General features: G+C 62.0%; 15 protein-coding genes. All 15 read right to left on the bottom strand.

Going from position 1 to position 11767, the window contains the following annotated elements; all coding sequences use genetic code 11:
• Positions 1 to 656: 7-carboxy-7-deazaguanine synthase QueE (queE, locus tag NFV80_RS10105; RefSeq protein ID WP_295326319.1), on the bottom strand; the 656-nt coding region annotated here is incomplete at its 3' end.
• Between the two features lie 4 nt (positions 657 to 660).
• Positions 661 to 1452 carry a tol-pal system protein YbgF gene (gene ybgF, locus NFV80_RS10100; RefSeq protein ID WP_296758579.1) on the bottom strand — a complete coding sequence of 264 codons (792 nt, stop codon included), beginning with the start codon at positions 1450 to 1452 and terminating at the stop codon, positions 661 to 663.
• A 1-nt stretch (position 1453) separates the two neighbouring features.
• Positions 1454 to 1984 (bottom strand): peptidoglycan-associated lipoprotein Pal, encoded by a 531-nt coding sequence (gene pal / locus NFV80_RS10095; protein WP_295326318.1) that lies wholly within the window; start codon positions 1982 to 1984, stop codon positions 1454 to 1456.
• A gap of 41 nt (positions 1985 to 2025) precedes the next feature.
• Entirely contained in the window at positions 2026 to 3318 is a 1293-nt protein-coding gene (gene tolB, locus NFV80_RS10090) for a Tol-Pal system beta propeller repeat protein TolB (RefSeq protein ID WP_295326316.1), read from the bottom strand.
• 206 nt (positions 3319 to 3524) lie between these two features.
• Positions 3525 to 4544, bottom strand: a complete 1020-nt coding sequence (locus NFV80_RS10085; RefSeq protein ID WP_295326314.1) for a cell envelope integrity protein TolA — start codon at positions 4542 to 4544, stop codon at positions 3525 to 3527.
• Positions 4545 to 4555: 11 nt separating this feature from the next.
• Positions 4556 to 4960, bottom strand: coding sequence for a protein TolR (tolR, locus tag NFV80_RS10080; protein ID WP_295326312.1), 405 nt, complete (start codon positions 4958 to 4960; stop codon positions 4556 to 4558).
• A gap of 4 nt (positions 4961 to 4964) precedes the next feature.
• Positions 4965 to 5642, bottom strand: coding sequence for a protein TolQ (gene tolQ / locus NFV80_RS10075; RefSeq protein WP_295326311.1), 678 nt, complete (start codon positions 5640 to 5642; stop codon positions 4965 to 4967).
• The gene (gene ybgC / locus NFV80_RS10070) at positions 5639 to 6082 is read right to left on the bottom strand and encodes a tol-pal system-associated acyl-CoA thioesterase (RefSeq protein ID WP_295326309.1); all 444 of its coding nucleotides are present in this window, start codon (positions 6080 to 6082) and stop codon (positions 5639 to 5641) included. The genes tolQ and ybgC overlap by 4 nt, the downstream gene beginning before the upstream one ends.
• Positions 6083 to 6150: 68 nt before the next feature.
• Positions 6151 to 7215, bottom strand: coding sequence for a Holliday junction branch migration DNA helicase RuvB (gene ruvB / locus NFV80_RS10065; protein WP_295326307.1), 1065 nt, complete (start codon positions 7213 to 7215; stop codon positions 6151 to 6153).
• Positions 7212 to 8291: an AI-2E family transporter gene (locus tag NFV80_RS10060; RefSeq protein WP_295326306.1), complete on the bottom strand. Its 1080-nt coding sequence runs from the start codon at positions 8289 to 8291 to the stop codon at positions 7212 to 7214. Before NFV80_RS10060 ends, ruvB begins: the two co-directional genes overlap by 4 nt.
• Before the next feature lie 7 nt (positions 8292 to 8298).
• Positions 8299 to 8874, bottom strand: a complete 576-nt coding sequence (gene ruvA / locus NFV80_RS10055; protein ID WP_295326304.1) for a Holliday junction branch migration protein RuvA — start codon at positions 8872 to 8874, stop codon at positions 8299 to 8301.
• Complete coding sequence (gene ruvC, locus NFV80_RS10050; RefSeq protein ID WP_295326303.1) at positions 8871 to 9437, bottom strand: crossover junction endodeoxyribonuclease RuvC; 567 nt, start codon at positions 9435 to 9437, stop codon at positions 8871 to 8873. Before ruvC ends, ruvA begins: the two co-directional genes overlap by 4 nt.
• Entirely contained in the window at positions 9434 to 10297 is an 864-nt protein-coding gene (locus NFV80_RS10045; RefSeq protein WP_295326301.1) for a DMT family transporter, read from the bottom strand. Before NFV80_RS10045 ends, ruvC begins: the two co-directional genes overlap by 4 nt.
• Positions 10298 to 10586: 289 nt before the next feature.
• Positions 10587 to 11195, bottom strand: a complete 609-nt coding sequence (locus tag NFV80_RS10040; protein ID WP_295326299.1) for a helix-hairpin-helix domain-containing protein — start codon at positions 11193 to 11195, stop codon at positions 10587 to 10589.
• 215 nt (positions 11196 to 11410) lie between these two features.
• Positions 11411 to 11611, bottom strand: a complete 201-nt coding sequence (locus NFV80_RS10035) for a CopG family transcriptional regulator (RefSeq protein WP_295326298.1) — start codon at positions 11609 to 11611, stop codon at positions 11411 to 11413.
• Positions 11612 to 11767: the final 156 nt, after the last annotated feature.

The following is an 11767-nucleotide window of genomic DNA, read 5'->3' as shown; positions in this document are numbered from 1 at the left end:
CTGCCGCGCTCTTTTCCCCAGAGCAGCTTGTGGAGCTGCAACTGAAAGCGAACCGGCAGACGATCGGCGAGGATCCACTCCGCCAGCGTCGCCGCTGCCAGCTCACTGTCTACCGGCGAGAAAAGCAATGGACAAAGTTCCGCCAATCGACGATCGATGATCAGTTGCCGCGCCCATTCGTAGTCGGCGCGGTCCTTGAGAACGAATTTGAGTTCGTCGCTGCAGGTCAGCAGCGCGAGGTTCGGCCAGTGATTTCGCTCGACCTCGCCGGAACCAGGCGCCTTGACGTCGACGATTCGCGAAACCCGGGTATCGACGCCGCTGATGTCGCACGCGCCCGAGGTTTCCAGCGACACTGCGTGACCGGCGTCGCACATGGCGCGCAGGAGCAGCAGGGACGCCGGCTGCGCCAGCGGTTCGCCACCAGTCACGCAGACACGGCGCACGTCGTGAGAAGCAACTTCTTCCAGGATTTCCGGCAGCGACATCGTACGGCCACCACTGAACGCGTAGGCGGTATCACACCACACGCAGCGCAAGGGACAGCCGGTCAGACGAACAAATACTGTCGGCAACCCGACCCGCGAGCTTTCTCCCTGCAGGGACAGAAAGATCTCGCTGATCTTCAGCGATGGCGGTCGCACCGTGACCTGCACCAGGCTATTTCTTGAGGCGTTGTCTGGCCGTCGCGGCGGCAGTGCTGTCCGGATACTTGGCGACCAGCGTTTCGAGCGTCGTCTTCGCGCCTTTGGCGTCGGCAAGCTCCTGCTGACAGGTGGCGACGTTGAGCAGCGCATCCGGTGCCTTGGGGTGGGCTGGCCACTTGCTGGCAAGCAGCCGCTGCGCGTCGATTGCCTTCTTGCAGTCACGCAACGAATACTGGGCATTGCCGAGCCAGTAGTAGGCGCTTGGCGCCAGCGCGCTGTCCGGATGCGCCTTGGCAAATGTCTCGAAAGCGCTTGCCGCCTCCTTCAACTTGTTCGCCCGGAACAGATTCAGTGCCGCTTCATACTCGCGCGTCTCGGCTGCAGGGTCGCTGGCGACCTTCCTCGGAGCGTCGGCCTGCGGCCGACCCTCGTCCGCCGGTCTCGCCTCAGTGCTCGACGCGGGCTGTGGTTCGAGCTTGCGCAGCCGACCATCGAGATCGACGTAAAAATCCTGCTGTCGCTTCCTGGCCGCTTCCAGTTCGTAGGTCAGGGTCTCCACCTGGCCGCGCAGACGGGAGTTCTCTTCGCGCAGCGCCTGGATCTGATTGGCCAGCTCGATCTGCCCCTTGGCGATGATGTCGAGGCGATCGTTGGTCTTGATCGACAGTTCCTTGATCTGGTGGCGTGCTTCGTCATCGTCGAAAAGCCCGGCATGCGCGTACCGCGAGCCGAACGCCGCGACCATCAGGACCATCGCCAGAAGATGCAGGCTGCCCGGCCGACGAGCAGCCGACCGACTCTCCATGCTAGAACTCACCGTTATACAGCATGTCTCCACGACGATTCTCGGCCCAGGCAGCTTCGTTATGGCCGTCATTCTTCGGCTTTTCCTTGCCGAGACTGACCGACTCGAGCTGATCATCGCGCACTCCGAGCAGGCTCAGCATTTTCTTGATCGCGTCGGCACGTTTCTGGCCAAGCGCCAGATTGTATTCGCGGCTGCCTCGCTCGTCCGTGTTGCCCTGGATCAGCATCTTGAACTGACGGTTCTCGGTGAGGAACTTGGCGTGCGCAGTCACCAGTTCCTTGTATTCCGCCTTCACCTCGTAATTGTCATAATCGAAGTACACGCTGCGTTTCGAAAGAATACTTTTCGGATCGGTGAGAACGGCCGGCAGTCCGCGGCTATCCACCCCGCCCGTCGTGACAGTCGTTACTCCGGCACCTCCTCCCCTGCTCTCGACAGGAGCCCCCCCGGTCTCGTCGCCACTCTTCGGAGTCGAGCTACAGGCGGCGACCATAAGGACCAGAGCGGCCGGGAAGACGAATTGTTTCATGCGCGTTCTCCTGCGGAAGATGCTGAATTGAAATGTCTTGTTCATCGGCTCAGTGGACCCCACGCGGGTTCACGGACGTCACCCGCCGTAATCGAGAGCCTTTGCTTGATACGGCCGTCGAGTGAAACGGCAGAGAGTACGCCGCGGCCGCCCATCTCGGTGGCAATCAGGACCATTCGTCCGTTCGGAGAGAAAGTCGGGGACTCGTCCTTGTGCGAGTCCGTCAACACCTGTACCTGCCTGCTGTCCAGGTCCATCACGGAGAGGCGGAAGCTGCCATCACGCCGGCTGATGAACGCCATCGACTTGCCGTCGGGAGAAATTCGCGGCGTCACATTGTAGCTGCCCTCGAAGCTCACCCGCTGTGCATCGCCACCGCTGACCGCCATCCGGTAGATTTGCGGACTGCCGCCTCGATCCGATGTGAAGTAAATGAATTGCCCGTCAGGCGAGAAGGTGGGCTCGGTATTGATCGCGCTGTCCGTGGTCAGTCGTTGCGCACCCGAGCCATCGGCGTTGACGAGGAAGATCTGCGAGCCGCCATCCTTGCTAAGCACGACAGCCAGCTTGCGGCCGTCTGGCGACCACGCTGGAGCCGAATTCGAGCCCTTGAAATTGGCAATCACAATCCTCTTGCCTGACGCCAGTGAGTGCACGTAGACGACCGGTTTCTTGTTCTCAAAAGAAACGTACGCCAGCCGTGTGCCGTCGGGCGACCAGGAAGGCGAGATGATGGGCTCTTTCGAGATCAGTGCAACCTGGGCGTTCTGGCCGTCCGCATCGGAAATGTGCAGCTCGTAGCGGGTGGCGCTGGCCCGCACCACGTAAGCGACCCGTGTCGAGAAAATGCCCGGTTCGCCGGTCAACTTTTCGTAGATCAGGTCGGCAATACGATGGCCGGCGGCACGCAGCATCGGTTTCGACGTGACGAAAGCGGAACCGCCCAGCGCGATCTGCTTGTTGACGTCGTACAGGCGGAAGCGCGCCTCCTGCCGGCCGTCGTCACTTCCACCGATACTGCCGGCGGCCACTGCATCGGCGCCGCGGTTTTTCCAGTCCGCGTAGGCCGGAGACGACGCTTCGGTCATGGTTACCCCGCCGGTGTCGACCATCCTGAAAAGGCCGCTACGTTCGAGGTCACCACGAACCACCGAGGTGACAACCCGTGAGGAGCTGGCGTCACCGCCGAAATCGGCGATCGCCACCGGGATGCGGTTGGCGCCGGCGCCGGTGATCTCGATCGTCAGTTGCGCATGCGCCGGCGCCTGCAGCAGGGCGATCACACTGGTCGCGAGCAGCCCGAGATGACGCAGTTTCAGTCGAATTCCAAACATGAAGCAGTCCAGTACAGAATGTTCGATTATATCTTCTCTGAATGCCTCTGATTGGTAACGAAATGTGATCTGTTGACCTGCCCGCAGCGCAGGCCGTCCTTCCCCGAGACCGCCATCCGCACCTGATCCTGTCGCTCTCGGTCCGTGGCGCCGTACGCCATCAACGACCGCCAGGAAGCCCGCGCCGTTGTTTCGGTCGCTTGCCCTCAGTCATCATGCGGCTTATAGGGAATGCGGAGGATTCGCTCGAAAAGCTCTGCCTGCGCCGGTTTGGGCAATGGCGAAGACTTGCGGATCGCACGCTCGACGGCGGCGTCGAGGGTCGGATTGCCGCTCGACCGCCGTAGCTTCACATCCAGCACCTCACCGCTTGGCAACTGCGTGACCTCGAACTCGGCCTGCGGGTTCCCCTGAATGCCCGGCGGCAGAACGATATTGCCACGGATTTTGCCACGCACACGCTCGATGTATTCTGCCTGCGCGCGCTTGAGGTCCGCTGCCTGTTTGCCTTGTTGCTGCCGAAGTTGGCGCGCTTCCGCTTCGGCCTCGGCGGCGCGGGCACGCCGTTCCTCGACGGCTCGCTGTTGCTGCAACTGTTTCTGCTCCCGCTTCAGTTCGTCGTCGAAACTGGGGCGGTGCTCCGGCTCTGGCCTGCGCGGCTCTTCCTTGTGCGGCGGCGTCGGTTTGGGCTCCTTCACTGGCTCCCGTGGCTTGACTTCTTCCTTGCGCGGAGGCTCTTTCGGCCTCGGTTCTTCCTTCTTCGCAAGCTCTTTCGGCTTCGTTTCTTCCTTTCTGGGCGGTTCCTTGAGCTTTTTTTCTTCCTTCAGCGGAATGTCCGGCTTGATTGGCGGCTTTGGCTCGGGCTTCGGCTCGGGCTTCGCCACTGCCTTGGCAGCAGGCTTTGGCTCAGCCTTGGGCTCGGGCTTGGCTTCGGGCTTCTGCTCGGGCCGCGGCAAAGGTTTGGCCAGCGGTTTGGGTTCTGGTCGCGGTTCCGGCTTCGGCTCTGGCCTCGGCTCTTCGCGCGGTTCCGGCGAGCTGGCTGCCGGCGGAGCCGGCGGCGCTCGCCAGACTTCGACCTCGACTGCCGCCGGCGGCTTGCTCTTCCACTGCACGCCGAGAAACAACGCCCCGATCAGGAGCAGATGAACGGCTGCGGAGAGGGCCAGCGACGGCCACTTTGCCGGATCCTCCTGTGGCGGCCGTGGTAGCGGCTCGACGGCTTCCACGGATCAGGAACTCACTTGCCGGTAGGTTGCACGAGAAGGCCGATGCGTTGGACCTGCTGCTTCTGCAACTCGCTCATCACGTCCATCACCGCCTCATAGCGCACGTTCCTGTCACCGGCAATGACTACCGCCTGTTCGGGATTCTTCTGCTGCGCGGCGACGATTGCCTCGGCGAGTTCGGCTCGGGTCAACGAGCGCTCGGTCTTGCCGGGCAGGAGAACGGCCAGCGTTCGATCGGCGCGAACGATCACCTGCAGCGCTTCGGCCGGCGGCTGTGCCGCCTTGCCCACCGAAGGTACGTCGATGGAAGCGGTGGTCATCATTGGCGCGGTCACCATGAAGATGACCAGCAGCACCAGCATGACGTCGATATAGGGAACGACGTTGATTTCGTTTTTCAGCCGACGCGGACGCATGCCCTTACCTCATCTGGCGTTGCAGGATGTTCGAAAACTCTTCCATGAACGACTCGAAGCGCGAGGAAAGCCGGTCGATCTCGTGAGCGAAACGATTGTAGGCAACCACGGCCGGGATTGCGGCGAAAAGGCCAATGGCCGTTGCCACCAGCGCTTCGGCAATGCCTGGTGCGACCGCGGCGAGCGTCGCCTGGCCGACATTCGAGAGTCCGCGAAATGAATGCATGATCCCCCAGACGGTCCCGAACAGGCCAACGTAGGGACTGACCGAGCCTACCGACGCAAGGAAGGCGAGGTGCGAATCGATGCTGTCCATCTCGCGCTGATAGGTGGCGCGCATTGCACGGCGCGAACCGTCGATCACGTCCTTGGGGTCGAGATTTTTCTGGCTGCGCAATTTGGTGAATTCACGAAAACCCGCTTCGAAGATGCGCTCCATGCTGCCAGTGCCATGGCGATCATTGACCGCACTCTGGTACAGGCTGTTGAGCTCGCCGCCGCTCCAGAAGTCGCGCTCGAACTGCTCGGTCTGCGCGCGCGCCGCCTTGACCGTAAACCACTTGCGAAAGATGTAGTACCATGACATGAACGAGACGCCGGCGAGCAAGACCATCACCGCCTGCACCACTGCGCTGGCATTGAGAATCAGATGCAGGATCGAAAGGTCTTGCGAGACATTCATTGCAGGGCTTCCAGTTTGGTACGCAGGATTGCGGGAATAGCAGTCGCTTTCATGTGCGCCGAATTCACACAGGCGATGTGGATGGCTGCGCAGACCAGTTCCTGCCAGCCGCCTTCAACCGCGTCGTCGGCGCGCCGGATGTGCTGGCGAAAGAAGATCTGAGCGCGGCTGATCTTCTCCACTTCGAGACCGACGACGACTTGGTCGTCGAGGCGCGCCGGTCGCAAGTACTCGATGCTGACATTGCGAACGACGAAAGCGATCCCCGGATCGCGCAGCAGATCCGCCTGATGATGACCGATCGCACGCAACCACTCGCTGCGACAACGCTCGAAGTACTTCAGGTAATTCGCGTAGTACACCACTCCACCGGCGTCCGTGTCTTCGTAATAGATGCGCACGGGAATGGTGAACGCGTTCGCTTTCTGCTGCTGTTTCATGACCGGCGCCGATTCTAAGTTAGCATCCTGATGGCAAATGTAAGGATTTGTGACCAGATGGCGGCCACTCACGGCGCCCGCCAGAGCTCACCCTGGGCTTCGTCAGACAACGCATCAATGCCCAGGTGGCGATACACCGCCGCCGTCGCCACCCGACCACGTGGCGTGCGCTGCAGAAAACCCTGCTGAATCAGGTACGGTTCGAGTACGTCTTCGATCGTGTCGCGCGCCTCGCCGATTGCCGCCGCGAGGTTGTCGAGGCCGACCGGACCGCCGCCGAACTTGTCGATCACTGCCGACAGCAGCTTGCGGTCCATTACGTCGAGCCCGCCATGATCGACATCGAGCATCCGCAGCGCCAGGTCGGCCACTTCCTGCGTGATCCGACCGCTCGCCCTGACCTCGGCAAAATCGCGCACGCGCCGCAACAGCCGGTTGGCAATTCGCGGGGTGCCGCGCGAACGGCGAGCAATCTCCAGCGCCCCGCCAGCGTCGGCAGGTACCTTCAGCAGTTGTGACGAGCGCGTGACGATCTGCGTGAGTTCCTCCGGCGTGTAGAACTCGAGCCGCGAGACGATGCCGAAGCGGTCGCGCAGCGGATTGGTCAGCATGCCCGCGCGGGTGGTCGCTCCGACCAGCGTAAACGGCGGCAAGTCGAGCTTGACCGATCGCGCCGCCGGACCCTCGCCGATCATGATGTCGATCTGAAAATCCTCCAGCGCCGGATAGAGAATCTCTTCGACGACGGGCGACAAGCGGTGAATCTCGTCGATGAACAGCACGTCGCGCGGTTCGAGATTGGTCAGGATCGCCGCCAGGTCACCGGCGCGTTCGAGCACCGGGCCCGAGGTCGACCGCAGGTTGACGCGCATTTCTGCGGCGATGATATGCGCCAGGGTCGTTTTCCCGAGTCCCGGCGGACCGAACAGAAGAACGTGATCGAGCGTTTCCCGACGCTTTCTCGCAGCTTCAATGAAAATCGTCAGTTGTTCGCGAATCTTCGCCTGTCCGACGTAATCGGCAAGACGTTGCGGCCGCAGGGCGCGCTCGATCGCTTCTTCCTGCGTCGATTTCGCGTCGCGCGAAAGCAGGCGGTCGCCCGGCAGATCGCGGAGATCGTCGATTTCGATCATCTCGGCGATTCGTCGCGCGCGGCCAGCGCGTCAGGACCGGCATGTGCCAGCCACTCTCGCACGAGTGCCTGCCCCAGGGCGAGCAAGGTCGGCCCAAGGAAAAGACCGATGAAACCGAAAACCAGTACACCACCGAATACGCCAACAATGATCAGCAGCAGTGGCAGGCTGGCACTGCGCGAAATCAGGATCGGCTTGAGAAAATTATCGACACTGCTGATCCCGAACATTCCCCAGAGGATCATGAACACGGCCCAGCCAGTCTGCCCTTCGTTGTACAACCAGATCGCGGCACCCACCCAGATCAGGGTTGCTCCGACCACCGGCACGAGCGAGAAGAAAAAGGTCGCCACCGTAAGAATCAGGATTCCGGGAACGCCGGCGATGATGAATCCGATCATCGCCACCACCGCCTGTGCCGCCGCCGTCCCGACGATTCCGGCCATGACGCCTGTGACCGTCCCTTCGACGAGAGCGAGCATGCGCTCGCCGAGGTCGCCGGCCAGCATCCGGCTGCCGGTGTGCAGGGCGTCGGCGTAGATGTGCGCATCGCGAAAAATGAAGAAGACGAAGAAGATTACCAGTACCAGCTGCAGCAGACCCTGTGCAAAAAGCGCACCGGCCGCGAGTGCCAATCGGCGGGTCGGATCGAGAACCTGACGCAGGAGGTTGTTCATTTCCTCGCGGCTCTCGACGAGTTCCTGCCAATAGTCGGCAATCCCCGGTCCGGCAATCGGAATTCTCGACAGCCAGCGCGGAGGCTCCGCCGGCAGGCCGTTCTCCATCAAGGGCTTGAAATAACGAATTGCAAGTTCGACACCATCGGCGAGCGAGCCCGAGAGCAGCGCCATCGGTGCGACGAGGAGCAGCAGGAGGAGCATTGAAACCAGCAGGGCCGCCAGATTGCTGCGCCCTCGACAGACAGTGAGCAGGCGGTTGCGAATCGGCAGGCTGATGATGCAGATGACCACAGCAAACAGCAGGGTACCGGTAAACGGCAACAGCACGGCGACGCAGCCAATCAGCAGCAGCACGACCAAGGCAATCTGGATGAGTTGTTTATAGCCGAGCGTCATTGTCGGGTCAGACTCTTGAAAGCAGCCTGAGCGCTTGCCGGATACCGTCGGAAGTGCTGATCTCGGCAGGCAGTTGCTGCAAGGCAGCGGCCGCTTCGCGGTCATTGTAACCCAGTGCCAACAGCGCGCTGAGGATGTCATGATGGGCGCCGGCGGCAGGCACAGCGCTTGCTGGCAACGCTTCGGCGAGTTTCCCTTTGAGTTCGAGCAGCAAGCGTTCGGCGGTCTTGGTGCCAATACCCGGTATCTTGGTCAGGCGTCCTGCCTCCTGGCGAGCCACTGCCTGCGCGAGATCGCCGACCGAAAGCCCGGACAACACGGAGAGCGCCAGGCGCGCACCGACACCGGAAACCTTGAGCAACAGGCGGAACGCGAAACGTTCGCCCTCGCTCGCGAAGCCATAAAGGAAATGCCCGTCCTCGCGCACCACGAAGTGGGTCAGCAGACTGACCTTCTCGCCGTTCGCTGGCAAATTGCAGAATGTGCTCATCGGCACGTCGAGCTCGTAGCCAACACCATGCACGTCAACCACCACCTGGGGCGGGTTCTTCTCCAGGAGGACTCCCGCAAGACGTCCGATCATCGCAGGCTCACCTTGCCTGGAAGCAGACGACCGCTGCGTACGCGCAAGCCACTGCTGGTCAGCCGTCCGAGTCCCTGGCCACCGTGCGCGTGCGCGATCGCGCAGGCGAGAGCATCAGCGGCGTCGGGTCCAGGGTCGGCCGCCAGGGATAGCAGGCGTCGCACCATGTGCTGTACTTGCGCCTTGTCTGCGTGTCCATTTCCGACCACCGCCAGCTTGACCTGCAACGCGGTGTACTCGGCGACCTCGATCCCGCTCGCGACCAGCGCCGTGATCGCTGCCCCGCGCGCCTGACCGAGCAGCAGGGTCGATTGTGGATTGACGTTGACAAAGATGATCTCCACGGCGGCCTGGTCGGGCCGGTGCTCTGCCAGCAAGTCGCGCAGTCCAGCATGAATCGTCCCCAGCCGGCTGGGCAGCGAATCGCCGGCGGCAGTGCGGATACACCCGCTGGCAAGGTAGGCCAAGCGGCCCCCGGCCTTTTCGATAAGCCCGAAACCGGTGACTCGCAGGCCCGGATCGACACCGAGAATGCGCAGCGCAGAATTGCCTCGATTGTTCATCGGACGCGCGTCCGCGCCAGATACACGCCGCCCACTGCCAACACCATACCGGCCAACGCCAGTCCGCCAAGCGTTTCACCGAAAACCAGCCAGGCGATCACGGCGGTGCTCGGGGGCGTCAGGTAGAAAAGGCTGGCGACATTGACCGCACTGCCGCTGCGGATCAACATGTTCAGCAGACTGATGGCGCCAAACGATAGGACCAGCACCAGCCATGCCAGGGCAAAGACGAACTGTGGCGTCCACTCGATCGACATGCGTTCGCTGGCCCAGGCGGCGAGCGCCGTGACTACCGCGCTCGGCAGGAATTGAATGACCGAACCGGTGCGCAGATCGAAGTGCGGGCAAAAGCGCTTCTGGTAAAGAGTGCCGAAAGTGATTCCGAGCAGGGCGACGACTGCCGGCAACAACATCGCGATCAAGGGCAGGTCACCGAGTTTGTTGGCAACCACCAGCGCGACTCCGACAAATCCGAGCACCAGACCCAGCCATTGCCGTGCCGAGACGCGTTCGCCAAGCAGAAAACCCGCACCGAAGGCCGTCAGCAGCGGCTGCATGCCGACCACCAGCGCGGTCACACCGGCCGGCAAACCATGTTTGATGGCCATGAAGACTCCGCCCAGATAGATCCCGTGTACCAGCAGACCGGAGACGCCGATGTGGAAGTACTGGTGCCCGTCGGCAGGCCACGGCGCACGCGTTGCCAGCGCGAAGATGGTCATCAGAAGGAGTACGAGGAGATAGCGCGCAAGCAGGAAGGTCAACGGCTCGGCGTACGGCAGCCCAAACTTGGCGCCGATGAAACCGGTGCTCCACAGAAAGACAAACAGAAAAGGCAATAGTGTTGGCGGCGGGCGCATGGGCTCGACTCATGGACGCAGGCCGAGAGTGTACCAAGCATCGCGGCGACGATGGCGGACGCGTACGCCGATCATCGCCGGGCAGTGCTCGAGTGCAAGTGTCAATCAGACTAGCATCCCTACGCCGGGTGCTGGCTGCCGACAAGAAGACACGGCAGTCAACCCAGAACTATTTCTCCCCATTTGCCACGGCGCTTGTCCTGCCAGCGCACGATGGGAAAAGGACACGACTTTCCCCTGTGGGGCAAATTGGAAGCGTCATGTCCGTTTGGGCAACGGTCGCCGGGGATTATTTCTTCGCGGCAGAAGTGTCGCCTGTCGCCGGATCGTCCTTCTTGGCCGAGGCGGTGGTCGTCTTCTTGTTGTCTGTCGGGCTCGTCGTCAGCTTGGCAGGGGTGCTGACGGGAGTACCAGCGGCTGACGGCGCCGGGTTTGCCACCGGTTTCGCAGCGGCAGGCGGAGCGCTCGCCGACGGAGAACCCGCAGCCGCTTTGGCTGCCGGCGGTGGAGCGTTCGCCGCAGGCGCTTTCGCAGCGGTCGCCGTGGCACTTCCAGCTGCGGCTTTGGCGGGCTCACCCTTGACCGTCGCCGGGGCCGCAGGCGCTGGGCCGCCCTTGCTGGCTGCGTCTGCGGCGGCCGTGGTGGCACCGGTCAGCGTCACGTCGTTCTTCATCTTGCCAAGGACGGCCGGGCCAATGCCGGGGACCTTGGTGAGCTCATCCACGGACTTGAAGGAACCGTTCTTGGTCCTGTAATCAATGATTGCCTGAGCCTTGGCGGGACCGATACCGGTCAGCATCTGAAGTTCGTCCTTGTTGGCGGTGTTCACATTGACCACGGCAAAGGCGTTCGCTGCAGTGATGAGCAAGGCGACCAACAGGGTAAGTAGCTTGTGCATGGCGTTCCTCCTGGTGAGATTGGCTTGGCAAGGCACCCGACATCACGCGGCCAGCCACCTTGCAATGATCATAACGCTCACCAGGGGCTGTGCGATGACAGAGGCGTCAACTTCCCACACTTGCCGGACTTTGCCGGCTCCCGGGATTGCCGCGCATCGGCATTCGCTGCCTGACCATCCAAGGCCAGACGACGGGCAGGTGCCGGGGGCCAAGTTCACGTCTCCCGCTCGAAAGTCGATCGCCCTCTCAGCCAGTCCGGCAGTTCCCGGTCACCGGCGTTTTCGATGATGTATTGACGAATCAACTTCCGTACCACCTGCGAAGGCGTCAGATCATGGGCAGCGCAGATTTCTTCGAAGATCTGCTTCTTGCGGGGATCGATGAGGATGGTGAGGCGTGAGGTACGATTTTCCATGGAGTGACACGGAATTATAATTGAATTATACTTGCAACAGCATAGAAAACAAATATACTTACCCTCGGATGAAAACAGCAGCCGGGAACCTGCCGACCCGGCTAGTCTCACAGCCGGCCGAACACTTCTCAAGTACCGTGCCCATTGAATTCGGGC

Origin of the sequence: Accumulibacter sp. (genome assembly GCF_023806565.1) — a bacterium.
GTDB lineage: Bacteria > Pseudomonadota > Gammaproteobacteria > Burkholderiales > Rhodocyclaceae > Accumulibacter.
This window is presented reverse-complemented; position numbering and strand designations above follow the sequence as displayed.

Bases quoted from the DNA above. Each gene is read 5' to 3' on its own strand.
- ybgC (WP_295326309.1), bottom strand. From the start codon at position 6,082: ATGAAACAGCAGCAGAAAGCGAACGCGTTCACCATTCCCGTGCGCATC.
- NFV80_RS10040 (WP_295326299.1), bottom strand. From the start codon at position 11,195: ATGCACAAGCTACTTACCCTGTTGGTCGCCTTGCTCATCACTGCAGCG.
- ruvB (WP_295326307.1), bottom strand. From the start codon at position 7,215: ATGATCGAAATCGACGATCTCCGCGATCTGCCGGGCGACCGCCTGCTT.
- tolR (WP_295326312.1), bottom strand. From the start codon at position 4,960: ATGCGTCCGCGTCGGCTGAAAAACGAAATCAACGTCGTTCCCTATATC.
- NFV80_RS10060 (WP_295326306.1), bottom strand. From the start codon at position 8,291: ATGACGCTCGGCTATAAACAACTCATCCAGATTGCCTTGGTCGTGCTG.
- ruvC (WP_295326303.1), bottom strand. From the start codon at position 9,437: ATGAACAATCGAGGCAATTCTGCGCTGCGCATTCTCGGTGTCGATCCG.
- ruvA (WP_295326304.1), bottom strand. From the start codon at position 8,874: ATGATCGGACGTCTTGCGGGAGTCCTCCTGGAGAAGAACCCGCCCCAG.
- tolQ (WP_295326311.1), bottom strand. From the start codon at position 5,642: ATGAATGTCTCGCAAGACCTTTCGATCCTGCATCTGATTCTCAATGCC.
- NFV80_RS10035 (WP_295326298.1), bottom strand. From the start codon at position 11,611: ATGGAAAATCGTACCTCACGCCTCACCATCCTCATCGATCCCCGCAAG.
- tolB (WP_295326316.1), bottom strand. From the start codon at position 3,318: ATGTTTGGAATTCGACTGAAACTGCGTCATCTCGGGCTGCTCGCGACC.
- ybgF (WP_296758579.1), bottom strand. From the start codon at position 1,452: ATGGAGAGTCGGTCGGCTGCTCGTCGGCCGGGCAGCCTGCATCTTCTG.
- pal (WP_295326318.1), bottom strand. From the start codon at position 1,984: ATGAAACAATTCGTCTTCCCGGCCGCTCTGGTCCTTATGGTCGCCGCC.
- NFV80_RS10045 (WP_295326301.1), bottom strand. From the start codon at position 10,297: ATGCGCCCGCCGCCAACACTATTGCCTTTTCTGTTTGTCTTTCTGTGG.